Genomic DNA, 24,297 nt, shown 5'->3' with positions numbered 1-24,297 from the left:
CCCCCCGCCGCGCGGGCGGGGCCGGAGCCGGGCGGGCCCCCCCGGGCGGGGCCCCCCCCCCCCCCCCCCCCCCCGCTCCGCTCATGCGCCTTCTTCGAGGCCGAGGGCCAGGTCCAGGCCCGTCCAGGCGCGCTGGCCGTTCGCTTCGTTGAGGCGGTCGAAGAGGGCCGACAAGGCGTTCGCCTTCGCTGTTGCCGCTGCGATGTCCATAACCACAATGCTCTCAGCAATCTCAGTAGTATGGCGCTGTGAGAATCCTTCCACTGCTCAGCGGGACGGCCGTGCTCCTGCTCGCCGGCTGCGGCACCGTCGCCGACGCGGTCACGGGGACGCGGGACTACTGGGGGCAGACCACCGCCGTCTCGGCCGCTTGGGAAGAACCGCCGTCGAACGTCGACGCCGAGGGCCGCCGCCTCGACGAGCCGACCCTGGAACCGGTCGTCGAGGGCTCGGTGTTCGAGGTGGTGTGCGCGCTGCGGGTCGGCGAGACGGCGTACTACCAGACCCGGACCACCACTGCCGACGGCTGGTCCGACGAGGTCTCGGAGTCGTGGGTCTACGCCGAGGGCGTGCAGGTGAAGCCCGAAGGCGAGGACGAGGAGTACGGCGATGCCGGCGCGGTCCCCGACGACGTCGCCGAGTGCGATGTGGACCTACCGGAGACGGTGTCGGAACCGGAGGCCCCTGACGTCCACCACCAGGCCTATGTCGTGGCCTACGAGAGCTCGCTCTACTTCTCGCTGCCCGACACGACCTTCAACGGCATGAGCAACGGCGACTACGAGAGCGTCCGGCTGCCGTCGCACGCCGAGATCGACGTCCACTGCGTCTGGACCACGATGAACGTCGTCGAAGAGCCGCCCAGCACCTCCTACAACGAAGAGGTGCCCTACTACCTTGTGACGCAAGGCGATCACACCGGCTACGTCGATCCGCTGTGGGTGTACTTCGCCGACGACCCGGCCGAGGTCCCGTCCGAACTCGACTACGACGCCCAGACGGGCACCGTCGCCGACCACGGGAACGTCCCCGAATTGGCGGAGTGCCCCGCCGACTAGAGTCCGGCGAGTTCGGCGAGGCGGCGGTGGGAGTCGAAGAGGGCCTTGCGGTCGTAGGACGAGGTGCCGATGAGGAGTTCGTCCGCCCCGGTGGCCTCGACGAGACCGGTCAGGCGCGGGGCCACCTCGTCGGCGGTGCCGTAGACCGCGCCCGTCAGCGCCTGCTCGAGGTACTTGGATTCGCGGCTGGACTTCTCGGCCGCCCGGATCTCGCCGGGCGGCAGCAGCGGCCGGAACTCGCCTCTGGTGCGGGACAACGCGGTCGACCACTGCTCGGGGAGCAGCAGGTCCTCGGCGGCTTCGCGGGTCTCGGCGACCGCGACGGTCTGCGCGACGACGACGTACGGCTCGGTCCGCCACGCTGAAGGCCGGAAGCCGCGCCGGTACTCGTCGATCTTGGCGCGCGTCGCCGCGAGCCCCTTCGACGGGGCGATGACCAGGCCGACGCCGTGCTTGGCGGCGTACTCGCCGCCGGAGCCGACCGCCAGGACGAAGGGCTCGGGGCGCAGTCCTTCGCCGGGCCGCGCGTGCACGCCCGGGTGGGAGGTCTGCTCACCGGAGAAGTAGCCGAGGAGCTCGGCCAGGAGGTCGTCGAAGTGGTCGGCCTCGTCCAGGTCGTGACCCAGCGCGGCGCGGACGGCCGGGACGAAGCCGAGGGTGCGGCCCAGGCCCATGTCGATGCGGCCTTCGAAGAGCGACTCCAGGACCCCGAACTGCTCGGCGACCACCAGCGGCCGGTGGTTGGGCAGCATCACGCCGCCGGTGCCGACCCGGATCCGCGAGGTGGCCGCCGCGACCGCCGCCGCCAGCACCGTGGGCGCGGAACCGGCGATGCCGGGCACACTGTGGTGCTCGGCTACCCAGTAGCGGTGAAAGCCCAGGTCCTCGGCCTGCTTGGCGTTGCCCACGAGGTCGCGCAGGGTCTCAGCGGGCGTCTCGCCCTTGGCGATGACGGCGCGGTCGAGCAGCGAGAGCCGGAGGGACTGCGGAGTCTTCATATGCCGCGCAACGCCCGCGCGTGCGCGGATGTTTCACGATCCGCTCCGATCGTGCCCGAGTTCACCGGTCCCTTGGCGGGCCTCAGCGCCCGTCCTGTGCATCAGACCGGTCGTTCGCCCGCTCGCTGATGCACAGGACAGGCGCTAGGCGAGGCCGAGGTCCCGCCGCGGGTCGCCGACCATGGTCGCCGGGTCGACGATGCGGTCGAAGTCCGCGGCGCTCACGCCCAGCGCGAGCGCGGCCTCCCGCAGGGTCGTGCGCTCCTCATCGGCCTTGTGCGCAATCTCGGTGGCCTTGTCGTAGCCGATGTGCGGGCTCAACGCGGTCACGAGCATGAGCGAGCGGTCGACGTGCTCGGCGATCTTCTCCCGGTCGAGTTCCGTGCCTTCGACGCTGAACTCCTTCAGCTTCTCGGCGGCGTCGCCGAGGATGCGGGCGGAGTGGAGCACGTTCGCGATGACGACCGGCCGCATCGTGTTGAGCTCGAAGTGCCCCTGCGCGCCGGCGGCGGCGACGATCGAGTCCTCGCCGATCACCTGCAGGCACACCATCAGCGTGGCCTCCTGCTGCGTGGGGTTGACCTTGCCCGGCATGATCGAGGAGCCCGGCTCGTTCGCCGGGAGCCGCAGCTCGGCGAACCCGGCGCGCGGGCCGGAGGCGAGCCAGCGCATGTCGTTGGCCACCTTCATGAGTGCGACCGCGACGCCGCGCAGGCCGGCGCTCACGGCGACCATGCCGTCGAGGGACGCCTGCGCCGCGAACTTGTTCGGGGCGGTCACCAGCGGCAGCCCGGTGAGCTCGGCGAGTTTCGCGGCGATGGCCTCGCCGAAGCCTTCGGGGGCGTTGATGCCCGTGCCGACCGCGGTGCCGCCGGCGGCGAGGCCGCAGATGCTCGTCAGCGAGTCTTCAAGGCGCACACGGGCATCGCGCAGCTGAGCGGCCCATCCGGACCATTCCTGGCCCACCGTGAGCGGGGTGGCGTCCTGGAGGTGGGTGCGGCCGATCTTGACGACGTCGACCCACTGCTCGGCTTTGAACCGAATGGCCTCGGTGAGGGCGTCGAGCTGCGGGAGGGTGTGGTCGCGCAGCGCGAGGAGGGTCGCGACGTGCATGGCCGTGGGGAAGCTGTCGTTGGAGGACTGGCTCAGGTTGACGTGGTCGTTGGGGTGGACGGGGGTCTTGGTGCCGAGTTCGCCGCCGAGGAGCTGGTTGGCCCGGTTGGCGATGACCTCGTTGACGTTCATGTTGGTCTGGGTCCCGGATCCGGTCTGCCACACCGAGAGCGGGAACTCCGCGTCGAGGTCGCCGGCGACGACTTCGCCCGACGCGACGACGATGGCCTCGGCGAGCTGCAGGTCGAGCAGGCCTTCGGCGGCGTTCACGAGCGCGGCGGCCTGCTTGACGCGGCCGAAGGCGCGGTAGACGGCGGTGGGCATCCGGTCCTCGCCGATCGCGAAGTGGTGCAGGGAGCGCTGGGTCTGCGCGCCCCAGTAGTGCTCGGCGGGGACCTTGATCGGCCCCATCGAATCGGTCTCGGTCCGGGTTCCGGTCGCGCCGGTGTCCACCGGCAGGCTGCGCAACCGGTACTCCTCGTTCACCATCGTGGGGTCTCCGCTCTCGATGCCGTTTCGCCCCAGGATTCCACGATTCCGCCGGGACCGCTAAGACTCCGCGTTCGGTGGACGCTGCGGCCCGGGGGGACCATGCTTGGCGGGAGGCCTAAGGAGGCAGGACGTGGACGTGACCGATGCGCCGGAACGCAGCCGCTACGAGGTGCACGAGGACGGGGAGCTGCTGGGCTACGCCGAGTACGTGCGCCGCGAGGGGATCGTCACGTTCACCCACACCGTGGTGTTCCCCGAAGCCCAGGGCAAGGGCGCGGCTTCGGTGATGGTGCGGGTCTCGCTGGACGAGGTGCGCTCGCGGGGCGAGCGGGTGCGGCCGCTGTGCCCCTACTACGCGAGCTGGATCGAGCGGCACCCCGACTACCAGGACCTGGTCGTCGAGGGCCGCTCGCTCAAGCACCCTTAGTCGGTGTGCGGGAGGCGCTTCGCGGGGATCACGCCGAGGCGCCCGGCCTGGTAGTCCTCGAAGGCCTGCACCAGTTCGGCGCGGGTGTTCATGACGAACGGCCCGTAGTGCGCCACCGGTTCGCGGATGGGCTGCCCGCCGAGCACGTAGAGGTCGAGCTTGGGCGTGCGCGAGTCCTGGAGCGGCGAGGCCGCCACGCGGATCGCGTCGCCGGGACCGAACACGGCCGTCTGTCCCATCTGGAACGGGCGCCGGTCGGTGCCGACGGTGCCCGCGCCCGAGAGGGCGTAGACGATCGCGTTGTACTCCGGGTGCCACGGCAGGTCCACCTGCGCGCCGGGCTCGACGGTGATGTGCGCCAAGGTGACCGGTGTGTAGGTGGAGCCCGGGCCGCGGTGCCCGGCGATGTCCCCCGCGATGATGCGGATCAGCGATCCGCCGTCGGGCGTGGTGACGAGCGCGGATTCGCGGCCGCGGATGTCCTGGTAGCGCGGGGCGACGAACTTCTGGGCGCGCGGCAGGTTGACCCACAGCTGGGTGGCGTGCACGACGCCGCCGCTCATCACGAAGCTCTCGGGCGGCATCTCGTTGTGGAGGATGCCGGCTCCGGCGGTCATCCACTGGGTGTCGCCGTCGCTGATGCGCCCGCCGCCGCCGTTGGAGTCCTCGTGCTCGATGACGCCGTCCATGACGTAGCTGACGGTCTCGAAGCCGCGGTGCGGGTGCCAGGGCGCGCCGGTGGGCTCGCCCGGGGCGAGGTCGACCTCGCCCATGTGGTCGAAGTGGACGAACGGGTCGAGTTCGTGCATCGGGATGCCCGCGAAGCCGCGGCGGACCTGGAAGCCTTCGCCTTCCATGCCGAGCGGCGCGGTGACCAGGCGCTTGACCTCGCGAAAGCGGGTCTGGGCGGGGTCGGGGAGCGGCAGGCGGGGCAGGACGAGGACGTCTTCGACGGTGACGGCGGGCATGGCGATGCCTCTGCTTTCCTTCACGGCGCACCCGGTGCGGTGGTCCCGCAGCCGTACATGATGCGTCATGTTCTTCATGGCGAACTGTAGCTCGCGATAGATGATGTGTCAAGAACCGGGTAGGATGGTGCCATCATGAACGACGAGACCCAGTGGCTGAGCCCGCGCGAGCAGCACTCCTGGCGCGCCTTCATCCGGTTGAACCAGAAGCTCACCGCCCGCCTGGGCAGTGAGCTCCAGACGCAGTCGAAGCTGTCCGGCCCCGACTTCGCGATCCTCGTGGCCCTGACCGACGACTCGGCCGGGCGCCTGCGCTTCCAGGAGCTCGCCAAGGCCATCGACTTCGAGCAGAGCCGCCTCTCGCACCAGATCGCCCGCATGATCAAGCGCGGCCTCGTCGCCCGCGAGGAGTGCGCCGAGGACGGCCGCGGCGCCTTCGTCACCATCACCGACCAGGGCCGGGAGACGATCGAAGCCGCCGCGCCCAAGCACGTGGCCGCCGTCCGCCGCCTCGTGCTCGACGCGATCCCGCCCGAGGACCTCGACGCCCTCGGCGACATCGCCGCCCGCATCATCAGGCACCTGGACGAGACCGCGCCATAGGCGTCAGGCGGCGGCGAGTTCGAACTTCACGCCGGTCAGCTCCTCGGAGAGCGTCCACAGCCGCGCGGCCGTCTCCCTGTCCTTGGCCTCCGGGATCGTGTCGACCACGACCGGCGCGCCTTTGCGCTCGCGCTTGCCGTCCGGGCCGTAGTACTCCCCGCCCTGCGCCTTCGAGTCGGTGGCCGCGCGCAGCTGCGGCAGCGCCCCCTCCGCCTGCGATTGCGTCACGAACGGCATGATGAGGTTCGTGATCAGCCGGGCCGGCGCGTTCATGCCGTTGTCCACGAGCTTGGTCGCGGAGAACCCCGGGTGCGCGATCAGACTGCGGACCGGGCTCCCGGCCGCCCGCAGCCGCCGGTCGAGCTCGAGGCCGAACACCGCGTTGGCGAACTTCGACTGCGAGTAGAACCCGACCGCGCTGTAGCGCCGCTCGCCGGTCAGGTCCTCGAAGTGGATGCGCCCGCTCCGGTGCGCCAGCGAGGAGACGGTGACCACGCGCGGGTCCCGGCCCGCCTCGAGCAGGCCCAGCAGCCGCCCGGTGAGCGCGAAGTGGCCCAGGTGGTTGGTGGCGAACTGCCGCTCCTGGCCCTGCGGGCTCAGGCTCCGCGGCACCGCCATGACCCCGGCGTTGTTGACGAGGAGGTCGAGGCGGTTCCGGTCGGCGACCAGGCCGTCCGCGAACGCGGCCACCGAGTCAAGGTCTTCGAGGTCGAGCGTGCGCACTTCCAGGTTCGCGCGCGGGTGGTCGGCGCGGATCTCCTCGGCCGCCTTGCGGCCCTTGCCCTCCGAACGCGCGGTCATGATGACGTGGGCGCCGCGCCCGGCCAGGGCGCGGGCGGTCTCGATGCCGAGGCCGCTGTTCGCGCCGGTGACGACGACGGTGCGGCCGGTCTGGTCGGGGATGTCGGCGGCGGTCCACTGCCTGCTGCTCATCGATGTCTCCTGTCGGTTTCGCCTCGAGCATATGCCTGGAGGCGAGATAAGCTGAATTTGCGTTCATCTTCATCATGAACCATGATTCAGGTTATTGCAAGCTTCACGGTGCGCGTCGCGAAATCGCGATGCCATACGATGCGGGTCCGAACGAGAGGAGACGGGATGACCGCGGAACGCCCGCTGCGCGCCGACGCCGCCCGCAACCGCTCCAAGATCCTGGAGGCCGCCGACCGGCAGATCGTCGTCCACGGACCCGAGGTCCGCATGGAGGCCATCGCCGAGGAGGCCGGCGTCGCGGTCGGCACCCTCTACCGCCACTTCCCCACCAAGGACGCCCTGGTCGCGGCCGTCGTGGAATCCCACGTCGAGTGGATCATGACCGAGGTCGAGGCCACGGCCGACCGCATGGAAGCCGGCGCCGACGCCCTCGCGGAGTTCCGGCGGTTCCTCCTCACCACGGTCGAGCTCGCCGCCAGCGACCAGGCCGCGAAGGCCGCCGCGCGCGCCCTCGGCGCGCAGTACGACATCGCCCGGCCGATCGAGCGCGGCACCGCCGCCATGGAACGGATCATCAAGGCGGGCAAGCAATCCGGCCACCTGCGGGCCGACCTCGACATCGAGGACTTCTTCATCCTCTTCGCCACCGCCCCGGTCGACCAGCCGCCCAAGGCCCGTGAGCGCTGGATCGAGCTGTTCCTCGGCGGCGTCGCCGCGGTTCCGGCCCCGAAGCGGAGCGAGACCGGCTGACCGAGGCGCAATGCCTCGTTGTCGATATATATTCTTTCAACACCCGCGATGGCGCGGTGCAGGTCCGGTCCCCCGCTCCCGCGCTAAGGTGACCGCGTGAGCAATCTCGAGGTCCGCCCCGTGGAAGAGCCCTGCCGGCCCTCCGGCCATGCCGGGCCCGAGTCGGTCCTGCTGGAGGCGCGCGACGTGCCGCTCGGCGGCGTCCGCGCCATGCACGTCAGCCGCACCCTGCCGCAGCGCGAGATCCCCACCGTCGGCGCCTGGTGCTTCCTCGACCAGTTCGGGCCCGAACGCACGGACATGGCGGTGCTCCCCCACCCGCACTCCGGGCTCCAGACCGTGACGTGGCCCGTGGCGGGCGAGATCCGGCACCGGGACAGCCTCGGCTCCGACGTGCTGCTGCGCCCCGGGCAGCTCAACCTCATGACCAGCGGCCCGGGCATCGCCCACTCCGAGTTCTCGCTGGGCGAGGCTCCGCTCATCGAAGGCCTGCAACTGTGGGTCGCGCTGCCCGGCGGCGGACACGGGATCACCCCGGGCTTCGAGCGGCACGTCGCGCTCCCGCGATTCGAACTCGAAGGCGCGCAAGGCATCGTGGCCCTCGGCGAACTCGCCGGCGCCGCCTCGCCCGCGACCGTGTACACGCCGATCGTGGGCGCGCAGATAACGATCGAGCCCGGCGCGGCTCCGGTGGTGCCGCTGCGGCCCGACTTCGAGCACGCGGTGCTCGTCATCGCCGGTGCGCTGCAGGTGGACGGCACACGCCTCGAACGCGGCCCGCTGCTCTATCTCGGCACCGGCCGCGACGCGCTGCCGCTCGCCTCGGACGAGGGCGCCACGGTGTTCCTGCTCGGCGGCGAGCCGTTCGCCGAGGAGCTGGTGATGTGGTGGAACTTCGTCGGACGTTCCCACGAGGACATCGTCGCCGCCCGCACCGCTTGGGAGGACCCGGATCAGACCCGGTTCGGCCGCGTGGAGGGGCACGGCGACCAGCGGATCCCCGCGCCCCCGCTGCCGGGCGGGCGGCTGCGCCCGAGAGGGCGGCGCTGAACCGCGGGCACGCAAACGGGCCGGACGAAGTCCGGCCCTGATATGCGCGGTTCGCGCTTTTCACGGCTACCGGAGCGGTCTGGCGTCGAAGCCGACCGCTGCCGGAAGCGTTCGCGAAGGTCCCGGTCTACCGGAACGCGTGCCGCTGCTCGCGCTCGTTCGCGACGAAGTCCGCGACCGCGGCCGCGAACAGCTCGGCGTCATCGGCATCGAACGTCACGGCCTGCCCGGTCGACTCCGATGCGGCCGTGACCGAACCGGCATCCGTGGAGGTCAGGGCGGCGATCACGTCGCAGATGGCGGTGCGTGACCCGGTGAGCGTGTACCCGTTGCGGCGGAAGGCGTCGCGGAACACGCGCGCCCGGCTGGGAACCATGTCGGCGAGGCCGGACCAGAGGATGACGTTCGGTGTCGGTGCGAGCATAAGCAGGTCCCATCGTGTCGTGTTCGCGGATCACCAGCGGCGGAAACACTGATGACAGGCCGTTCAGCCGCGCTGCGCCGGCCGCAGCGTCACCTGCGTCCTCGGCACTTCGGAACGGCCGGTGCCTCCGATGAGGTGCCCGGTGTCGTCCCGCGGACATTCCACCAGTTCACGGCAGCACTGCGGCTCTCCCCAATTGTACCGCTGAGGCGGCGGCGGCGTTCAGGCATGGAGCGGACTCACATGCCATAATCGGATCTTTTGCCCAGATGCACGTCAGCGGCGGCGATCCGTGTCCTCGCAGGACACCTGCTAGCCGCGGCGCAGGAACGGCTTGACGACCTCTCGGACGCCGTGCGCGGCGCCCCCGTCGCGGTCGTCATCGTGGGCGATCACACTGAGGAGCTCCCTGAGGTGCAGGATCGCCAGCCGCTCCTCCCAGCCGTCGTCGAGGCCAGCGATCTCCCGGTACACGGCGAAGAACCGCTCCGAGACCGGCGGGCGGAGCGCGCACCAGAGCATGCTGAGCTCGGACTCGGGCCAGCCGTAGTGCACGGCCGGGTCGATGAGCACCGGCTCGCCCGCAGCGGTGGCGAGGATGTTCTCCTGCCAGAGGTCGCCGTGGTTCAAGCACGGCGGCTGCGGCGGGATGAGCTCCGGGAGGGCGGCGCAGAGCCGCTCGAGGCCTCGCGCTCCTCGCGGTCGAACGCCGCGTCGACCAGCGGCTCCGCGAGCCAGCGCAGGACCCGCCGCTCGGCGAAGAAGACGTGCCCGTCCTGCTCCCAGGTGTTGTCCTGGCGGAGGCGACCGAGCCAGCCGTCGCGGTGCCAGCCGAACCGGTCGCCGGTGGTGGCGTGCAGTGCGGCGACGGTGTGGGCGAGCCGCTCCCAGAACGCGGCGTCGTCGCGGCGCGGCTCCATCTTCTCGAGTACGAGCAGCCGCTGGGTCGCGAGCAGTACCTCTGGGGTGTGCGCGCCGCCGATATCGCGGAGCGCGGTGAGGCCGGCGGATTCGACGTCGAACACGTCGACGGCGTGGTCGGGATGGAGGTCGAGGAGGGTCTTGGCGAAGAGTTGGGTGCCGTCTTCGAGCGTGACCAGACCGGCGACGGCGACCGCGCCGCCGACGGCCCGCTCGACGGTCCGGGCGACGTACCCGGCCTCGCGGAGCCGTTCTGTAAGGATTCTTTCATGTTCCATGTTCTCATCCAAACATGTGTCGGACTCGGGGGCGATCGGCCCTCAGGCGAGGGTCTGGACGAACTCGACGGCGAGCCAGCCCGCGAAGACGAGCAGGATCAGGCCGGAGATCCGGTCGAACCAGACGCGGCGCTCCTTCGTCATCACGCGGCGCAAGGCGTGTGCGGCGGTGGCGAGCACCAGGAACCAGGTCCAGGACGCGAACACCGCACCGACCGCGAACGGCAGACGCGTGGCCGCGGCCTGGGCGGCGATGGCCGCGCCGAGCACGCCCACGGTGTCGAGGATGGCGTGCGGGTTGAGCAGTGAGACGGCCGCGGTGCGGCGCAGCACTTGGCCGCGCGACCAGGTGCCGGTCTCGTCGTCGAACTCGGTCGGCTTGGTGCGCAGGGACTTCACGCCGAGGTAGGTGAGGAAGAGCGCACCGGCGGCGAGCATCGCCGGGCGCAGGCCGGGCACGGAGTCGAGCAGGGCCGAGGTGCCGGCCGCGCCGAGGACGATCAGGATCGTGTCGCACACGGCCGCGGCGACGACCGCCCACAGCGCCCGCGGCATGCCGAGCGAGACGCCCTGGCCGAAGACGAACACGTTCTGCGCGCCGATCGGCACGATCAGGGCCAGTCCGAGGGCGAGCCCGGTGAAGAACGCGGCGGTCACCGCGCCATGGTAGCCGCCGGTCGCACGGCCGAGTCCCGGCGCGATGCGGTGCATTGCGGCGCAATGAGATCCGTGACCCGTATGCGGCGCAATGCGATGCAGGTGCGGGCGCAAGGCGCGCTGCCGTGAGCACCGGGGCGAACAGGACCCCTTCCGCCGCTCCTCGGCGCGCTCAGGTGCGGCGCTGCTCGTTTCGGTCGCGGCCCATCTCGTTGATGCCCCGCGTGGTGAGCCAGCCTCCGGCGATCATCACGGCGATCCCGATCGCAACGCCCAGCGCCGCGTCCTCGTTCTGCTCGCGGCGCCGCGCCTCGGCGAAGTCGGTCTCGTCGGCCACCGGACCGTCGGCGGCGATCGCGCAGACGGTGTTCCCGCCCGGTTCGCAGACTGTGGCGTTCGACCGGATCACGAGCGCGGTGACCATGATGCCGATGCCGAAGAGGACCACCGCGATCCCGACGGCCGTCAGGCTCACGCCCCAGCGCCGCTCCTCGCGCTCCACCGGCGTGGTCGCCGGCGTCTCGCTGAGCTTGACGAGCAGGTCGCCCCGCCGCTCCGGATCCTCTTTGGACGGGTAGCCGTGGCCGCGCAGCCGTACGACCGTGCCCTCGCCGCTGCCGGCCGGGATCTCGAGCTCCCGGTCGTCGTCGAGCGTCTCGACGTTGACGATGCCGCCGGTGGCGAGCACTTTCGCGGGCACGTCGAGCGAGGTCCGCAGGTGCTCGCCGGCCCGCTTGAACACCGGGTGCGGCTGCTCCCGCACGGTGACGGTGAGGGTCCCGAGCCCTTCGGCGTGCAGCTCCAGCACTTCGCCGTCGTCGAGGGCGCCGGGGATCGTGATCGCGGTGCGCCGGCGGTCGGTGATGATCCCGATCCCGTCGCAGAACGAGCAGACCGCGTCCTCGTCGCGGCCGGAGCCCTCGCAGTTGACGCAGTCGATCGGCGCGTCGAACGAGAGGGGCTGCTCGCCGCCGAATGCCATCGCCTCGAGGGCCAGGCTCAGCTCGAAGGCACGGGCGGTGACGTGGATTTCCTCCATGGTCGTCCTCTCGAGCGGGGTGAGGGGCAAGGACCCCAACGGTATTCGAAGCGCGCGGGGAGGGGAAGCGGGCGGCCTGCGGATTCCGGGCGCCTCCTATATGCTCGCCTGACTAGTATTTTCGTGACGGTCGGATGGCGCAGGTCGAGCGCAGTTCGCCGAGTGTCGCCGTTGCACGCGGCTTGGAGGAGATCGTGGACTTCATCGGTTCGCACGAGGAACTGCGCGCGGTCTACAAGACGCCGGACGCGTCGGACGTCGCCGTCCGCAAGGAGCTGGGGCGGCTCGACGGGCACTGCCGGTCCTTCATCGCGCGGAGCCCGTTCGTGCTGATCGGCTCGTCCGACCTGGAGGGCAACGCCGACGTGACGCCGAAGGGCGACCGGCCCGGCTTCGCCGAGGTGCTCGACGACCGCACCATCGCCATCCCCGACCGCCCCGGCAACAACCGCCTCGACACCCTCGAGAACGTCGTGCTGAACCCGGCCGTCGGCCTGCTGTTCGTGATCCCCGGCATGAACGAGACGCTGCGCGTGAGCGGCGACGCCCGGGTCACTGTGGATGCGGAGCTGCGCGAACGCATGGCGGTGGAGGGGAAGCCGGCGATCAGCGTCCTCGTCGTCTCCGTGAAGACCGCGTACATGCACTGCGCCAAGGCCTTCATGCGGTCCAAGCTGTGGAAGCCAGAGGCCTGGCCGGACCGCGCCTCACTGCCGACGCTCGGGCAGATCTTCCGTGACCAGCTCGCGGTCGACGGCACCGCGGAGCAGACCGACCGGCGGCTCGACCAGGCGTACAAGGAGACCCTCTGGTAGGAGCCGCGGCCCGAGGACTTATGCGGCGCCTTTGAGCGCCGCGGCGGTGTCGAACCGGTCGGGCTGGCCCGCGAGGCGCTGCACGGTGTCGAGCCAGATCGCGCCGTGGACGCGGAGCCGCCAGGCCAGCGCTTCGTCCTTGCCGACTTCGAGGCGGGCCGCCGCGAGGTCGAGGACCGAGGCGATGAGGTCGAGGCGCAGGGACTGGTCGAGGCCGAAGCTGTCGAGGTCGGCGGCGAAGAGGTACTGGAAGTGCCGGGGTTCGCTGCGCGGCGGGGCTCTGGCGCAGCGGCGCGCCGCGGGTTCCGCTCGCGTTGTACGCCGCCGCCACGTTCCCGATCGGGCTGCGCGCGCTCGTCCCCGAGATGGCGCTCCAGCTCGCGCTCGTGGTCCTCGCCGCGGCCGTCGTCTGGCTCTCGGCGACCCTGTGGCGGCGGGCGGTCGAACCCGCGACCGCCTGATCGCAGGCAGGCGTGCCCTCCGAACCGGAGGGCACGCCTTTTCGCTAGCGCGCCAACAGCTCCCGCAGCGTCTTGGCGACCATAACCGGGTCCTCCTCGGCCATGAAGTGGCCCGAGTCGGTGAGCCGGTGGTCGAGGTCGGGCGCCCAGGCCCGCCACAAGGCCGCGGCGTCGTAGCCGAGGGCCGCGCCCCAGTCCTGCTGGACCACGGTCACCGGCATCCGCAGGAGGTCGCCGTTCGCGCGGGAGGCCCGGTCGTGCTCGATGTCGACGCCCGCCGAGGCGCGGTAGTCGGCCACGATCGAGGTCACGGCCTCGCGGGAGGCCCGCAGGTATGCCGCGCGCACCGCGACCGGGATCGCCTCGGGGTCCTTGGTCCAGGCGTCGAGGAAGAACCCGAAGAACTCGTCGGCGCTCGCGGCGATCATCCGCTCGGGCAGGCCGGGCGGCTGGGCCATCAGGTAGAGGTGGAACGCGACCGCCGCGTTCGCGCCGTGCAGGACCTCCCACATGTCCAGGGTCGGGAGCACGTCGAGGATCGCCAGGTGCGAGACCGCCTCGGGGTGGTCGAGCCCGGCGCGGACCGCGACGAGCGCGCCCCGGTCGTGCCCGGCCAGCGCGAACCGCCGGTGGCCGAGCCGTTCGGCGAGGTTCACGATGTCGGCGGCCATCGTGCGCTTCGCGTACGTGTCGGGGCCGTCCTCGGCGGGCTTGTCGCTCGCACCGTAGCCGCGCAGGTCCGGGACGATGACGGTGTGGTCGGCCGCGAGGTCGGCGGCGACGTGCCGCCACATGAGGTGGGTCTGCGGGAAGCCGTGGAGCAGGACGACGGGGCTGCCCTCGCCGCCTACGGCCGCATCGAGGGAGACGCCTTGGTCGACGGGGATGCGGTGGTGTGCGAAGCCCGGTATGGAAAGGCTCATGGTCGCTCCTTCTGGTTCGGTGGGTCTCCCGAGTCTGCGAGTCGCCGATGAGCGTTCGATGAGCGCGATAGTTTGGCGGCGGACGGAGGTGCCCTTGCTCGTGCGAATCGGTGTTCTCGGCCCGGTCCTGGCCTGGGACGAGGCCGGGTCCGAGCTGGATCTGCGGGGTCCTCGGCACCGGGCGGTGCTGGCGCGGCTGGTGGCCGCGCACGGCCGGGTGGTGCCGGTGGACCGGCTCGTGGACGACCTCTGGAGCGAGCCGCCCGCGGGTGCGGTGGGCGCGGTGCGGACGTTCGTGGCGGCGCTGCGGCGCGCGCTGGAGCCGGACCGGCGCCCGCGTACGCCGGCGCGACTGCTGGTGACCGAGGGGCCGGGGTACGCGTTGCGGGCGGAGCCTGAGGCCGTGGACGCCTGGCGGTTCGAGGCGGCCGTCGCGGAGGCGCTCGATGCGCCGCCGCATCGGGCGCTCGCGCTGCTCGATGGGGCCCTTGGGGATTGGCGCGGTCCGGCGTACGCGGACTTCGACGAGGCTTGGGCCGGGACCGAGCGGGCCCGGCTCGAGCAGCTGCGGTTGGCGGCGGTCGAGCGGCGGGCCGGGGTGCTGCTGGAGCTGGGGCGGCCGGGCGAGGCGGTGCCGGAGCTGGACGCGCTGGTAGCCGAGCACCCGTGGCGCGAGGAGGCCTGGCGGCTGCTGGCGCTCGCGCTGTACCGCGCTGGGCGGCAGGCGGATGCGCTCGCGGTGCTGCGGCGGGCCAGGTCGCTGCTCGATGAGCGGCACGGTGTGGAGCCGAACGTGCGTCTGCGGCGGCTGGAGACCGACCTCCTGCGCCAAACCGATCCCGGTGGCGAAGGAGCCGAACAGGTCTGGGCCGCAACGGCTGCGGCGTACGACCAGACGGTGGGGCCGCAGTCGCCGGCACGACTGGAGTCCACTGTGGGTCTGCTGCGGAGCCTCGCCCTGACGGGCGGTGCGGGGCTCGGGACGGCGCAGGAGCAGCGGGCCGCGACGGTCGCGGCGGCCGAGCGGTTGGACGACCCGGAGCTGGCGGCGCGGGTGATCGGCGGGTACGACGTGCCCGCGATCTGGACGCGTTCGGACGACCCTGCCCGGTCCGCCCGGATCGTGGCCGCTGCCGAACATGCCTTGGCGCGGTTGGGGTCCGACGCGCACGAGGTCGACCGGGCCCGCCTGCTCTCGGTCATCGCGGTCGAGTCCCGGGGCGTGCCGGGGCCGCGCCCGGCCGAGGCCGCGAGCGAAGCCGAGCGGCTGGCCCGGGAGCTGGGCGACCCCGCGCTGCTGGCGTTCGCGCTCAACGGCGTGTTCATGCAGACCTTCCACCGCACCGGGCTGGCCCCGGAACGGGACCGGATCGGGGCCGAACTGGTCGCACTCGCAACCCGGCATCGGCTGCCCGCGTACGCGATCCTCGGGCATCTGATCCGCCTCCAGGCACTGAGCGCCTTGGCGGACTTCGACGGCGCGGACGAGCACGCCGCTGCGGTGGACGCCCTCGCCGAGCGCCACGAGCGCCCTGGTGCGGAAGTCTTCACCGAATGGTATCGGGCCATGCGGCTCGCGGCCGGGGATGCCCCGTTCGAGGCGGCCGAGGCCGCCTATCGGGCGGCGGCGGTGCGGCTCGACGGTGCGGGCATGCCGGGGGTGCAGCGGGGTCTGCTGCCGCTCGCGCTGCTGGGGCTGCGGTTGCGGCACGGGAGGCCGCTGGAGTTCGGGGACGACATTGATTGGGGCCCTTACGAACCCTGGGTGCGGCCGCTGCTGCTGATTGAGGCGGGACTGCGGGACGAGGCGGCGGCGGCGTTGCGGCGAACGCCGGTGCCGCCGGGAGACCTGCTCATGGAAGCGATGTGGGCCCTCACCGGACACGCAGCGATCGCCTTGGGCGACAAAGCGATGAAAGAGAGGGCGGCTGCCGCGCTCACCCCGGCGGCGGCCGAACTGGCCGGAGCCGGAAGCGGCATGCTGATGATCGGACCGGTTTCAGAGCTGCTCGACGCCCTCCGCTGACCGTCCTTCGCGGGTCGGCAATGGCGGCGCGGTCCTCGACGCGGACATAGGCCGCACCGCGCGAGCGGCGCTCCTTGGTCGTGAGGGCCGGCCGCAATGCGCCGCCGCACGGCCGGACAGTTTGCGGCGTTTAGGACCGGCCAAGGGCGGAAAGCCACGGAGACCGCGCCCTTTTCAGCAAACCGGACGATCGGAGACGGACATGGACACCGCACGGGCCGCGCAAACCGGCCCCTCGGCTCCGGACCGGAGCGTCCGGCACCACCGCCTCGATCTCGACGGCATCGAGATCTTCTATCGGGAGGCCGGACCGGCGTTCGGGCCGGTCGTGCTGCTGCCGCACGGCTATCCGTGCTCCTCGTACCAGTTCCGGAACCTCATGCCCGCCCTCGCCGACCAGTGGCGCACGATCGCACCCGACTTCCCCGGCTTCGGCCACAGCGGCACCCCGAAGCCCGACCAGTTCTCCTGCACCTTCGACGGCTACGCCGAGTTCCTGCGGCGGTTCACCGACCGGCTCGGCCTCGACCGGTACGCGCTCTACCTGCACGACTACGGGTCCCAGATCGGGCTGCGCCACGCCATCGCCGAGCCGCGGCGGATCGCCGCGCTCATCATCCAGAACGGCGACATCTACGAAGACGAGCTCGGCCCCAAATACAAAGGCCTGCAGGAATACTGGGCGAATCCCACACCGGAGGGCCGCGCCGCGCTCGAGGCGGCGGTGAGCAAGGAGGGCTTCCGGGAGGAGTTCCTGAACGACGTGCGCGAGGACCTCGCCGAGCTGATCCCGCCGGACCTCTGGACCCTGGCCTGGGCGCAACTGCGCACTTCCGAGCGCCGGGAGATCATGACCGGCCTCATGGAAGGGCTGCGCGAGAACCTCGAATGGTTCCCGCGCTACCAGGCCTACCTGCGCGAATACCAGCCGCCGACGCTGATCGCCTGGGGGCCCCAGGACGGCTACATGCCCGAGGTGTCCGCCCGCGCGTACCTGCGCGACCTCCCGGGAGCGGAACTGCACCTCCTCGACGGCGGGCACTGGGCACTGGAGACCAACCTGGACGAGGTCGCGGCGCTGGTCCGCGACTTCCTCACCCGTGTGCACCCCTAGTAGTCGAGCCCACTTCGCCACGTCGCATTGGTCCTCCTGGTTCAGTGGTCGCTCAGCGGCGCTCGAGGACGAGCCCCACGACGGGGTCGTAGGCCGGGTGCGGCTGCCACTCCTCGCCTCGCGACTTCGCCACCTCGAGGTCGGTGATCATGCGGAACAGCAAGGCGCGCAACAGCGTCTGCGACCATTGCGCGAGGTGGCCCCAGCGGTCGACCAGATCGTCGCCGGCGCCGTTCCAGCACATTGCGTCGACCACCGCCACCGCCGCGGCCCATGAGGTCGGACGCCAGTAGGGCGACCAGTCGATGATCGCCGGCGGCAGGCCCGGCTCGTAGAGGACGTTGCCGAGCAGGTCGCCTTGGACCATCTGCTCCACCATCGACACCGGCTCCCGGGCCTCCATCAGCCGCCGCAGGACCGGAGCCTCCGCGACCGTCCCCAGGTTCCACGAGGCCCGGTCGGCGCGGCTCCACCAGTTGTCCCGGTCGTCGAGGAAGTCCGGGCGGGGCACTGCAGCGAGCAGTTCATGGAACGCCGCACCGGCCTCAATCGCCGCGTCCCAGCGCTTCGCGTCCGTGCGGCCGGCGACGTGGTACGCGGCCTCCCAGCCCTCGTGCAGCCAGTCGCCGGAGGCCGCGCGCACCGGCCGGGCGATCCGCACTCGTTCGGTATCCGGGAGCGCGTCGAGAACCGAAGCCCGCCAACGGGACTCGGCCTCCAGGCCCACCGGCTTCAGCACCACGGCACCGACCTGCCAGGTCTCGCCCTGCCCGCCTGCGAGCAGGCGCGGTTCACCGGTGACGGCAAAGGCTTCGAGCACGCTCTGAGGCGGAACCGTTCGCATCCGCCGAACCCTGCCACGGCCCCGCCGGGTCGTCAATCGCATTCCGGCGCTTCACGGCAGACGGGAGGCGCATCGGCAGCAGGTCAGCCGCCGAGCGGTCCCATGAAGCGACGATCAGCGGCTCTCTGCGAGGGTCTCGGGGTCGGCGATGCGGATGAGCTGCTTGCCGAGGTTGCGGCCTTCGAAGAGGCCGCGGAGCACCGCGGGGGCCTGCTCGAGGCCTTCGCTGATGTCCTCGGCGTAGACGAGTCCGCCGCTGCCGAGCCACTGCCCGAGCCGGCCGAACGCCTCGGGGAACCGCTCGAGGTAGTCGAGGAAGATGAACCCCTCCATGCGGGCGCGCTTGATGCCCAGTTGCAGGTAGTTCCGCGGCCCCGGCGGCGGTTCGCCCGGGCCGTAGCCCGAGGAGATGCCGCCGACCACGACCACCCGGGCGCGTTCGGCCAGGTTCGCCAGCGCGGCGTCCAGGACTGCGCCGCCCACACCGTCGAACACGACGTCGAGACCGTCCGGGGCGAGCTCGCGCAGCCGGGACTCGACGTCTTCGGAGCGGTAGTCGACGCACGCGTCGAACCCGGCGGTCTCGACGGCCCACTTGCACTTCTCCGGCCCGCCCGCCGAGCCGATCACGCGGCACCCGAGGAGCCGGGCGATCTGGCCCGCAATCGATCCGGTCGCTCCGGCGGCGCCCGAGACGAACACGGTGTCGCCTTCCTTGGCCTGCCCGATGTCGACCATCCCGAAGTACGCGGTGAGCCCGGTCGAGCCGAAGATGCCGAGCATGGCCTTGGGATCGATGCCGTCCGGGACGCGGTTGAGGCCGAACAGGCCTCCCGCCTCCGCGATCACGTAGTCCTGCCAGCCGACCATGCCGGCCACCCAGTCCCCCACGGCCAGTTGGGCATGGTTCGACGCGACGACCTGGCCGACGCCGCCCGAGCGCATGACTTCGCCGAGGCCGACCGGGTTCATGTAGTTGGGCCCGTCGTTGAGCCAGCCGCGCTGCGTGGGTTCGGCGGCGAGCCACACGACTCGGACGAGCGCTTCGCCCGGCCCGGGTTCGGGCACGGGCGAGGTGCGCAGTTCGAAGCAGGTCTCGTCTACCAGGCCCTCGGGTCTGGCGGTCAAGATCCACTGCCGGTTGACCTGCTGGTCGGGGTCGGTCATGACTTCTCCGTCTTCTTCGCGGTGGCGGTCCAGGTGTCGATGAGCAGTTCGAAGGCGTCGACCACGACTTCGTCGCCGATGCCTTCGGCGGTGCGGCCTGAGGTGGCGTTGCCTGTGGAGGCAGGGCCGGGGGTGGCGTCGCCCTCGGTAGCGCCTTCATGCGAGACGCCTTGGGGCGCAGCACTTTCAGGGTCAATGCCCTCGGGGGCGATGAGGCGCTGGATGAGCAGGCCGTCTTCGAGGGCGTGGACGATCAGGCCGAGGAAGGCCGGGTCGGCCGGCGGCGCGACCCCGTACCGGGACAGGATCTCGGCGATGCCCCCGGCCATGGCGCGACGCGCGAGGTACTCGCGCCGGGCGAGCAGGGGGCGCGCCTCAGGGTTGCGCAGGGCGTAGAGGAGCAGCTCGATGCGCAGCGCGTACCACTGCTCGAGGTGCTCGGCGCGGCGCCGGTTGAACTCGCGCAGGCTTTCGATGACCTCGGCGAACGACGCGGCGTTCTCGCCGAGCGCCGCGACCTCGCGGAGTTCGCGCTCAGTGCGGCGCTCCAGGAGCGCCAGCACTAGTTCGTGCCTGCCATCGAAGTTGCTGTAGAACGCGCCGCGGCTGAATCCCGCGAGTTCGGCGATCTGCTCAACGGAGGTGCCGTTCACCCCGCGCGAGACGAACAGCTCCTCGGCCGCGTCGAGCAGACGTTCCTTGGTCTGCGCGCGGCTCTCCTCACGGCTCAACCGCTTCGCCACCGGGCCTCCTTCGAGTTCAGATACAGTTTCGTATCTGGATACAGAACTGTATCACGAGCTAGAGCATCGCCAGTCCTCCCGCGAAACCGGTGCTCGTCGGCTCGGACCGCGACCTTTGTCGACACCGCCTCGCGCACCGATCGATCACGCATTCGATTGCGATCCGCGCCCTCCGGGTAAACGAAGCCCGTGAAAAAGAACTCCAGCACCGCCCTGAAGATCGCGGGCCTCCTCGCAGACCTCGCCCGTCTGATCGTTCTCATCGGCACCATCGCCGCCGCGATCACCGGCAGCATCGCCGTCGCCGGTCTCTTCGCGCTGGTGTTCGCCCTCCTGATACTCCCCCGGATCGCGCGCATCCCCAGCCCCTTCGACCTGGCGGTCTGCATACTCCTGCCGCTCGCCACCCTCGCCACGACCGCCTACTGGTACCAGCGGTTCGCCTGGACCGACTGGGTGATGCACTGCCTGGCGACCGGAGCCATCGCGGCCGCCACGTATTTGATGATCGCCGGTACCAGGCTCCTGCCCCCGATAAGCGACGACCGCCGCACCACGACGGTCCTGCTCACCGCGATGATCGGACTCACCCTCGGCGTGGTCTGGGAGTTCTTCGAATGGTTCTTCCTGGTGGTCCTGAACGTTCGGGTGGGCGTCGGCTACGGCGACACGATCGCCGACCTGGCGATGGACATCCTCGGCTCGCTCATCGCCGGCACCGTGCTCGTGGCGTGGACCGCCCAGGTGGCCACCAGGCGGAACCGAGAACCCGCTCTGGCCCCGGGCATCGTGAAAGCGGGCAGTTGACGACCCGTCCCACCAGCGCGCCGATTCAGACTCGGCGCACCCGGGTATCCAAAGGCGACCAAGACGGAAGAAAGGAAGGGACGCGATGAACGACATCCCGACCACCCTCACCCGGCTCGGCGACAGCGAACTGACCGTCGCCAACGAAGCCGAGGACGTACGCGGCCGCAAGGTGATCGACAAGCACGGCGACGAGACCGGCTCGGTCGACGCCCTCCTCATCGACGAACCCGAACGCAAGGTCCGATTCCTCGAAGTCGGCTCCGGCGGCTTCCTCGGCATCGGGAAGAAGCAGGTGCTCGTTCCGGTCGACGCGGTCACGCGCATCGACGACGACCACGTGTACATCGACCGCGGCCGCGAAGAGGTCGCCGCAGGCCCCGTCTACGACCCCGAACTCACGCCCGAACCGGACCGCCCCTACTACGAGGGCGTGTACGTCCACTACGGCTACCTGCCCTACTGGGGAGCCGGATACCGGTACCCGGGTTACCCGCACTTCTAGCGGTAGTGGAGGCGGTGGGGAGCTCGCTCCGAGCTTCGAGCTTTGAGAACCGCTGACATCCAGGCATCCTGAAACACCCCCGCATCGAGACGGGCCGGCCGATCCCCCATCAAGATCGACCGGCCCTTGGTGTGTCCTCGACTGCGACCCTGGGGCTACCTAAGTAAGGCCTGCGGCAACCCCGATGCGAACCATGGCAAGCATCCTCAGTTGTGATTATTCGAGATGTCGTTCATCGATTGGACGACGGTGTTGACGTCATTACCACCCTCGACATCCTTGAGGAACTCGGAACCGAGAGCCCCGAAGGCGAACACGGAACTGAAGATGGCGGCTGCCACGGCAACAGGCACCATATCGCCCGAACCGAGGGACGAGACGTATGCGGCGATCAGCGAGATTCCGGCCAGGACCGCGAGACTCAGTCCAATCCAGCCGGCGACGCCCATCCGGTCCTCCACGCGCGCCTTCATACGCTCGATCACGACGAGGATCGCCACGAAGGCCAAGACCGCGATTCCGGCGGGCCCGGTGATCCATAGCGCCGCTTCGCCGAACTCCATCAGACCCAGACCGGCCGCGACCGCGAGTCCTGCGACGGCCACGGAGCCGCAGACTGCGGCCGCCCGAACGAGCGGCCTGCGCTGTTCGCGTTCGCGCTGCCGGGCCTCTTCCCTCCTGCGCTGCTTCTCACCTTGTTCGGAGTTCGGCCGTTCGTCGCCTTCTGGAACGGCATCTTCGTTCAGGGCCTTTGACATATCGGCAGGTTAGCAAAGACAGGTATCGCGACATCCCCGCAATCGGTCTCAGCGGTGACGGGCGAACAGGTCGTGGGCGTCCCGGCCGCCGTGCGGATCGGGGTGGACGGCGGCTCGGGTCAGGCGAGGGCGTCGCGTCGACGGTCAGGTCTGTCTCGACGTTTAGCTCATTCCCGATCCACCTGAGCCGCAACCGGATCGCATGAAACTCACTCAGCGCACCGATCACCTTGCAGAGAAAGCTCACTGAAACTCCCACGTCGAAACGGGCCGGCCGATCCCCCATCAAGATCGACCGGCCCTTCGCGTGTCCTCGGCTGCGACCCTGGGGGCTACCGCGCCAAGGACACCGGGAGGAAAGTCAGAGGAAGTTCAGAGGAAGGTCAGGTGTTCTCGGGGCTGGCCACGAGGGCGAGCGCCCGGTTGAGGATCCACTCGCACCACTCGTCGTTCCTCCAGGCGCCGAACCACTCCGGGACCATCTCCGGTTCATCCACGAACCGGCAGATCACGCGCGGACCCGCCCCGTCATTGCAGGTGATCCGGTACTCGTCCGGGATCAGCGGGTGCCGATCCGACATCTCCCGGAAGACGCTGAACACCGCTGGGCCCCTGTGGAAGTCGCCGAGCCAGCCTCCGTCGTCGGGTGCATCGAGTGTCGTCTCAGCCTTCACAGAAACACCCACGAGACCGGGGCCGAGCTGATCGGCTGGCGCTGGCTGTAGAAGACGCGGAACGCCGACTCCTCCACCCAGATCTTCCAGTTGGGTTTGAAGGACCGCCAGAACGGGCCCCACGTCGCTTTCAGCTCGCCGGAGTTCAGGCCCGACACGATCAGCACGATGTCGTCGCCCTTCCCCGTCAGCACCTGGAACGAGTCGGGCGCATCAGCGCTTGATGCGCGGACCCGATAGGTGCGGTAGTCATCGCTGAACGCACCTCGTTCAAGCAACACGTCATCCGGCATTCCGGGTTGGTTCGGAATAGTCATCGGCACTTCTCCCTTTCAGACCGTCGGGTATCCGACAGATGCAAGCCCGGGGACCACATCGGAACTTTGTGAGGCAATGGCCCCGGGCTCCCCCACCGCACCGAGAGCGGTTCGACCATCTCCCGGCACTCATGAATTTAGGCGATGTTTCCGCAGGTCACAAGAAGAGACTTGTCCACTGCGAGTCGAACGCCGAGAACTCGGACCAGGAGAAAATAGGCCGAAAAATTCAGGGTTGGCTACTCCCCCAACGACACTCCGGGCCTTCCAAAGCAGCATGGCTGTGCGATAGTGGATGACTCAAATCAACAGCAGGCACAAACCTGGGGGCAGGTATGGTGATCGAGGATTCCGCGTGGTGGTTCCTGAAGACCATGGGCAGGACTCATCGGATCAGATCGCATAGGACACAGAAGGAAGTCGGCGACGCAATCCCGCGATCAGAAGACACCGTTCGAGCCTGGGAGCTCGGCCGAGCCGACATCCCCGTCGCCCTCGCAGACCTGTACGGCAAGGCCTGCGGCATGGACGACGAGAGCGCCGGGTACATGCGGATGGTTGCGGCCGCCCGGAAGAGGGGCGAGCCGATTCAGGCCGATACAAGATTCAACGCACTGTTCATTTCCCTGGCTGAGCAGTACAGCGGCTTCATCTTTAAGTTCGACGCGTTGGTCATCCCTGGACCCCTGCAACTCCACGGGTACCACTACGACGTGGTTCGACTTGCCGAACCGTTTGCAACATCCGCGTGGCTCGACAACGGCTGGAAGTTCAAGGAGACGAGGCAGCGCGCTCTGAAGGAGCGCGTCGACAGGCCGACCATCCAGTTCCTGATCGGCGAATCGGCATTGCTCCAGCTCCGGCAGGTCTCCGAAGAGCTTTATCAGGGCCAGATGGCCCACCTACGCAATTGGGCCAAGAGACCCGGGGTATCGATCCGCATTCTGCGTGGCCCGGTGCTCGCCAAAAGAAGCAACTTCGAGATCTACGAGCCGGGTGACAACGACCTCGCTTGCCCGCCGTTCGTCTACACGGAGAGCGTCGACTCGAGCTGGTGCATCGATGATCCCTCCCGCATCCCGAGTTACGATGACCTCCGCAAGAAACTGTGGAAAATGGCGATCCGGATCGAGGTCTACCACGATGACGACAGGCGTGACCGTTTGGCGTAAGAGCACCCGCAGCGGTGGCGGCAACGACTCCAGCTGCGTCGAGGTTCGCCGGGCTTGGCGGAAGAGCAGCCTCAGTGGCGGGGGCAATAACACCGACTGTGTCGAGGTCGCCTTCTGCACCGAAGACGCTGGCTTCCACCTGCGGGACTCGAAGCTCGACAGCGACTCCCCGGTGTTCGACCTGTCCCCCAAGGACTTCGGCGCCCTGATGAGCGCCACGGGCTGACAACAAAACCGACAAGGGAGGGGTACCGCTGCGC

Annotated in this window: 30 protein-coding genes; 13 read left to right on the top strand and 17 right to left on the bottom strand. The window is 70.0% G+C overall.

The genetic code is table 11. The features are described from left to right. Positions 1-81 precede the first annotated feature (81 nt). Positions 82-210, bottom strand: a complete 129-nt coding sequence (locus tag O2L52_RS02355) for a hypothetical protein (protein ID WP_270113691.1) — start codon at positions 208-210, stop codon at positions 82-84. A gap of 38 nt (positions 211-248) precedes the next feature. Here O2L52_RS02355 and O2L52_RS02350 point away from each other — a divergent pair, with 38 nt between their 5' ends. After that, positions 249-1,058 (top strand): hypothetical protein, encoded by an 810-nt coding sequence (locus O2L52_RS02350; protein ID WP_270113690.1) that lies wholly within the window; start codon positions 249-251, stop codon positions 1,056-1,058. On the opposite strand, the gene O2L52_RS02345 is transcribed toward O2L52_RS02350, so the two are convergent. Beyond that, positions 1,055-2,056 (bottom strand): MsnO8 family LLM class oxidoreductase, encoded by a 1,002-nt coding sequence (locus tag O2L52_RS02345; protein WP_270113689.1) that lies wholly within the window; start codon positions 2,054-2,056, stop codon positions 1,055-1,057. The two genes, O2L52_RS02350 and O2L52_RS02345, sit on opposite strands and share 4 nt — an antisense overlap. Before the next feature lie 144 nt (positions 2,057-2,200). Beyond that, on the bottom strand, positions 2,201-3,658 hold the full coding sequence (locus O2L52_RS02340) for a class II fumarate hydratase (RefSeq protein WP_270113688.1): 1,458 nt from the start codon (positions 3,656-3,658) through the stop codon (positions 2,201-2,203). 133 nt (positions 3,659-3,791) lie between these two features. Between O2L52_RS02340 and O2L52_RS02335 the strand changes: the two genes are divergently transcribed. After that, positions 3,792-4,088 carry a GNAT family N-acetyltransferase gene (locus O2L52_RS02335; RefSeq protein ID WP_270113687.1) on the top strand — a complete coding sequence of 99 codons (297 nt, stop codon included), beginning with the start codon at positions 3,792-3,794 and terminating at the stop codon, positions 4,086-4,088. On the opposite strand, the gene O2L52_RS02330 is transcribed toward O2L52_RS02335, so the two are convergent. Further along, positions 4,085-5,056: a pirin family protein gene (locus tag O2L52_RS02330; protein WP_344474440.1), complete on the bottom strand. Its 972-nt coding sequence runs from the start codon at positions 5,054-5,056 to the stop codon at positions 4,085-4,087. The genes O2L52_RS02335 and O2L52_RS02330 overlap by 4 nt on opposite strands. A 135-nt stretch (positions 5,057-5,191) precedes the next feature. Here O2L52_RS02330 and O2L52_RS02325 point away from each other — a divergent pair, with 135 nt between their 5' ends. After that, positions 5,192-5,659 carry a MarR family winged helix-turn-helix transcriptional regulator gene (locus tag O2L52_RS02325; protein ID WP_270113685.1) on the top strand — a complete coding sequence of 156 codons (468 nt, stop codon included), beginning with the start codon at positions 5,192-5,194 and terminating at the stop codon, positions 5,657-5,659. 3 nt (positions 5,660-5,662) lie between these two features. Here the strand turns inward: O2L52_RS02325 and O2L52_RS02320 are convergent, their stop codons facing one another. Continuing rightward, a complete protein-coding gene (locus tag O2L52_RS02320; RefSeq protein ID WP_270113684.1) occupies positions 5,663-6,592 on the bottom strand; it encodes an oxidoreductase in 930 nt (309 codons plus the stop codon). Positions 6,593-6,757: 165 nt separating this feature from the next. Between O2L52_RS02320 and O2L52_RS02315 the strand changes: the two genes are divergently transcribed. Both O2L52_RS02315 and O2L52_RS02310 read left to right on the top strand, forming a co-directional pair. After that, on the top strand, positions 6,758-7,342 hold the full coding sequence (locus tag O2L52_RS02315) for a TetR/AcrR family transcriptional regulator (RefSeq protein ID WP_270113683.1): 585 nt from the start codon (positions 6,758-6,760) through the stop codon (positions 7,340-7,342). A 96-nt stretch (positions 7,343-7,438) separates the two neighbouring features. Then, positions 7,439-8,392 carry a pirin family protein gene (locus tag O2L52_RS02310; protein ID WP_270113682.1) on the top strand — a complete coding sequence of 318 codons (954 nt, stop codon included), beginning with the start codon at positions 7,439-7,441 and terminating at the stop codon, positions 8,390-8,392. A gap of 127 nt (positions 8,393-8,519) precedes the next feature. On the opposite strand, the gene O2L52_RS02305 is transcribed toward O2L52_RS02310, so the two are convergent. The 5 genes from O2L52_RS02305 to O2L52_RS02285 all read right to left on the bottom strand — a co-directional run bounded on the left by O2L52_RS02305 (position 8,520) and on the right by O2L52_RS02285 (position 11,711). Then, the gene (locus O2L52_RS02305; RefSeq protein WP_270113681.1) at positions 8,520-8,816 is read right to left on the bottom strand and encodes a hypothetical protein; all 297 of its coding nucleotides are present in this window, start codon (positions 8,814-8,816) and stop codon (positions 8,520-8,522) included. Positions 8,817-9,128: 312 nt separating this feature from the next. Then, positions 9,129-9,446: a fructosamine kinase family protein gene (locus O2L52_RS02300; protein ID WP_270113680.1), complete on the bottom strand. Its 318-nt coding sequence runs from the start codon at positions 9,444-9,446 to the stop codon at positions 9,129-9,131. Continuing rightward, a complete protein-coding gene (locus tag O2L52_RS02295) occupies positions 9,443-10,015 on the bottom strand; it encodes a fructosamine kinase family protein (RefSeq protein ID WP_270113679.1) in 573 nt (190 codons plus the stop codon). Before O2L52_RS02295 ends, O2L52_RS02300 begins: the two co-directional genes overlap by 4 nt. A gap of 42 nt (positions 10,016-10,057) precedes the next feature. Then, positions 10,058-10,672, bottom strand: a complete 615-nt coding sequence (locus O2L52_RS02290) for a LysE/ArgO family amino acid transporter (protein WP_270113678.1) — start codon at positions 10,670-10,672, stop codon at positions 10,058-10,060. Positions 10,673-10,844: 172 nt separating this feature from the next. Further along, the gene (locus O2L52_RS02285) at positions 10,845-11,711 is read right to left on the bottom strand and encodes a DnaJ C-terminal domain-containing protein (protein WP_270113677.1); all 867 of its coding nucleotides are present in this window, start codon (positions 11,709-11,711) and stop codon (positions 10,845-10,847) included. Positions 11,712-11,905: 194 nt separating this feature from the next. On the opposite strand from O2L52_RS02285, the gene O2L52_RS02280 reads away from it, so the two are divergent. After that, the gene (locus O2L52_RS02280) at positions 11,906-12,526 is read left to right on the top strand and encodes a pyridoxamine 5'-phosphate oxidase family protein (protein WP_270113676.1); all 621 of its coding nucleotides are present in this window, start codon (positions 11,906-11,908) and stop codon (positions 12,524-12,526) included. 314 nt (positions 12,527-12,840) lie between these two features. After that, a complete protein-coding gene (locus O2L52_RS02275; protein WP_270113675.1) occupies positions 12,841-12,987 on the top strand; it encodes a hypothetical protein in 147 nt (48 codons plus the stop codon). A 44-nt stretch (positions 12,988-13,031) separates the two neighbouring features. Here O2L52_RS02275 and O2L52_RS02270 read toward each other — a convergent pair whose 3' ends face one another. Next, on the bottom strand, positions 13,032-13,910 hold the full coding sequence (locus tag O2L52_RS02270) for an alpha/beta fold hydrolase (protein ID WP_270113674.1): 879 nt from the start codon (positions 13,908-13,910) through the stop codon (positions 13,032-13,034). 94 nt (positions 13,911-14,004) lie between these two features. Here O2L52_RS02270 and O2L52_RS02265 point away from each other — a divergent pair, with 94 nt between their 5' ends. Together O2L52_RS02265 and O2L52_RS02260 are read left to right on the top strand one after the other, a co-directional pair. Further along, positions 14,005-15,936 (top strand): AfsR/SARP family transcriptional regulator, encoded by a 1,932-nt coding sequence (locus O2L52_RS02265; RefSeq protein WP_344474101.1) that lies wholly within the window; start codon positions 14,005-14,007, stop codon positions 15,934-15,936. A 202-nt stretch (positions 15,937-16,138) separates the two neighbouring features. After that, positions 16,139-17,050 (top strand): alpha/beta fold hydrolase, encoded by a 912-nt coding sequence (locus tag O2L52_RS02260; protein ID WP_270113673.1) that lies wholly within the window; start codon positions 16,139-16,141, stop codon positions 17,048-17,050. 52 nt (positions 17,051-17,102) lie between these two features. Here O2L52_RS02260 and O2L52_RS02255 read toward each other — a convergent pair whose 3' ends face one another. The 3 genes from O2L52_RS02255 to O2L52_RS02245 form a co-directional block, all read right to left on the bottom strand. Continuing rightward, positions 17,103-17,870: a TIGR02569 family protein gene (locus O2L52_RS02255; RefSeq protein WP_270113672.1), complete on the bottom strand. Its 768-nt coding sequence runs from the start codon at positions 17,868-17,870 to the stop codon at positions 17,103-17,105. A 138-nt stretch (positions 17,871-18,008) separates the two neighbouring features. Next, entirely contained in the window at positions 18,009-19,061 is a 1,053-nt protein-coding gene (locus O2L52_RS02250) for an NADP-dependent oxidoreductase (RefSeq protein WP_270113671.1), read from the bottom strand. Further along, positions 19,058-19,804 (bottom strand): TetR/AcrR family transcriptional regulator, encoded by a 747-nt coding sequence (locus O2L52_RS02245; protein WP_270113670.1) that lies wholly within the window; start codon positions 19,802-19,804, stop codon positions 19,058-19,060. Before O2L52_RS02245 ends, O2L52_RS02250 begins: the two co-directional genes overlap by 4 nt. A gap of 189 nt (positions 19,805-19,993) precedes the next feature. On the opposite strand from O2L52_RS02245, the gene O2L52_RS02240 reads away from it, so the two are divergent. Then, positions 19,994-20,611: a hypothetical protein gene (locus tag O2L52_RS02240; RefSeq protein WP_270113669.1), complete on the top strand. Its 618-nt coding sequence runs from the start codon at positions 19,994-19,996 to the stop codon at positions 20,609-20,611. 85 nt (positions 20,612-20,696) lie between these two features. Then, positions 20,697-21,116: a PRC-barrel domain-containing protein gene (locus tag O2L52_RS02235; RefSeq protein ID WP_270113668.1), complete on the top strand. Its 420-nt coding sequence runs from the start codon at positions 20,697-20,699 to the stop codon at positions 21,114-21,116. A 206-nt stretch (positions 21,117-21,322) separates the two neighbouring features. Here the strand turns inward: O2L52_RS02235 and O2L52_RS02230 are convergent, their stop codons facing one another. The 3 genes from O2L52_RS02230 to O2L52_RS02220 form a co-directional block, all read right to left on the bottom strand. Then, positions 21,323-21,874 (bottom strand): hypothetical protein, encoded by a 552-nt coding sequence (locus O2L52_RS02230; protein WP_270113667.1) that lies wholly within the window; start codon positions 21,872-21,874, stop codon positions 21,323-21,325. A 383-nt stretch (positions 21,875-22,257) separates the two neighbouring features. Then, positions 22,258-22,548, bottom strand: coding sequence for a hypothetical protein (locus tag O2L52_RS02225; RefSeq protein WP_270113666.1), 291 nt, complete (start codon positions 22,546-22,548; stop codon positions 22,258-22,260). Next, positions 22,545-22,865: a hypothetical protein gene (locus O2L52_RS02220; protein WP_270113665.1), complete on the bottom strand. Its 321-nt coding sequence runs from the start codon at positions 22,863-22,865 to the stop codon at positions 22,545-22,547. The genes O2L52_RS02225 and O2L52_RS02220 overlap by 4 nt, the downstream gene beginning before the upstream one ends. A 335-nt stretch (positions 22,866-23,200) precedes the next feature. Between O2L52_RS02220 and O2L52_RS02215 the strand changes: the two genes are divergently transcribed. Both O2L52_RS02215 and O2L52_RS02210 read left to right on the top strand, forming a co-directional pair. Further along, the gene (locus O2L52_RS02215; protein WP_270113664.1) at positions 23,201-24,037 is read left to right on the top strand and encodes a Scr1 family TA system antitoxin-like transcriptional regulator; all 837 of its coding nucleotides are present in this window, start codon (positions 23,201-23,203) and stop codon (positions 24,035-24,037) included. Further along, positions 24,021-24,263 carry a DUF397 domain-containing protein gene (locus O2L52_RS02210; protein ID WP_270113663.1) on the top strand — a complete coding sequence of 81 codons (243 nt, stop codon included), beginning with the start codon at positions 24,021-24,023 and terminating at the stop codon, positions 24,261-24,263. The genes O2L52_RS02215 and O2L52_RS02210 overlap by 17 nt, the downstream gene beginning before the upstream one ends. Positions 24,264-24,297 lie beyond the last annotated feature (34 nt).

It is taken from the genome of Glycomyces algeriensis (assembly GCF_027622855.1).
In the GTDB taxonomy this organism is placed as follows: Bacteria; Actinomycetota; Actinomycetes; order Mycobacteriales; family Micromonosporaceae; genus Glycomyces; species Glycomyces algeriensis.
Note: the sequence above shows the minus strand (reverse complement) of the source record. Positions and strands in the feature narration are given on the sequence as shown.

Excerpts from the sequence above, each read along its gene's own strand:
- O2L52_RS02355 (WP_270113691.1), bottom strand. The coding sequence starts at position 210 with ATGGACATCGCAGCGGCAACAGCGAAGGCGAACGCCTTGTCGGCCCTC.
- O2L52_RS02345 (WP_270113689.1), bottom strand. The coding sequence starts at position 2,056 with ATGAAGACTCCGCAGTCCCTCCGGCTCTCGCTGCTCGACCGCGCCGTC.
- O2L52_RS02340 (WP_270113688.1), bottom strand. The coding sequence starts at position 3,658 with ATGGTGAACGAGGAGTACCGGTTGCGCAGCCTGCCGGTGGACACCGGC.
- O2L52_RS02330 (WP_344474440.1), bottom strand. The coding sequence starts at position 5,056 with ATGCCCGCCGTCACCGTCGAAGACGTCCTCGTCCTGCCCCGCCTGCCG.
- O2L52_RS02325 (WP_270113685.1), top strand. The coding sequence starts at position 5,192 with ATGAACGACGAGACCCAGTGGCTGAGCCCGCGCGAGCAGCACTCCTGG.
- O2L52_RS02320 (WP_270113684.1), bottom strand. The coding sequence starts at position 6,592 with ATGAGCAGCAGGCAGTGGACCGCCGCCGACATCCCCGACCAGACCGGC.
- O2L52_RS02315 (WP_270113683.1), top strand. The coding sequence starts at position 6,758 with ATGACCGCGGAACGCCCGCTGCGCGCCGACGCCGCCCGCAACCGCTCC.
- O2L52_RS02305 (WP_270113681.1), bottom strand. The coding sequence starts at position 8,816 with ATGCTCGCACCGACACCGAACGTCATCCTCTGGTCCGGCCTCGCCGAC.
- O2L52_RS02295 (WP_270113679.1), bottom strand. The coding sequence starts at position 10,015 with ATGGAACATGAAAGAATCCTTACAGAACGGCTCCGCGAGGCCGGGTAC.
- O2L52_RS02285 (WP_270113677.1), bottom strand. The coding sequence starts at position 11,711 with ATGGAGGAAATCCACGTCACCGCCCGTGCCTTCGAGCTGAGCCTGGCC.
- O2L52_RS02270 (WP_270113674.1), bottom strand. The coding sequence starts at position 13,910 with ATGAGCCTTTCCATACCGGGCTTCGCACACCACCGCATCCCCGTCGAC.
- O2L52_RS02260 (WP_270113673.1), top strand. The coding sequence starts at position 16,139 with ATGGACACCGCACGGGCCGCGCAAACCGGCCCCTCGGCTCCGGACCGG.
- O2L52_RS02250 (WP_270113671.1), bottom strand. The coding sequence starts at position 19,061 with ATGACCGACCCCGACCAGCAGGTCAACCGGCAGTGGATCTTGACCGCC.
- O2L52_RS02235 (WP_270113668.1), top strand. The coding sequence starts at position 20,697 with ATGAACGACATCCCGACCACCCTCACCCGGCTCGGCGACAGCGAACTG.
- O2L52_RS02230 (WP_270113667.1), bottom strand. The coding sequence starts at position 21,874 with ATGTCAAAGGCCCTGAACGAAGATGCCGTTCCAGAAGGCGACGAACGG.
- O2L52_RS02220 (WP_270113665.1), bottom strand. The coding sequence starts at position 22,865 with ATGACTATTCCGAACCAACCCGGAATGCCGGATGACGTGTTGCTTGAA.
- O2L52_RS02215 (WP_270113664.1), top strand. The coding sequence starts at position 23,201 with ATGGTGATCGAGGATTCCGCGTGGTGGTTCCTGAAGACCATGGGCAGG.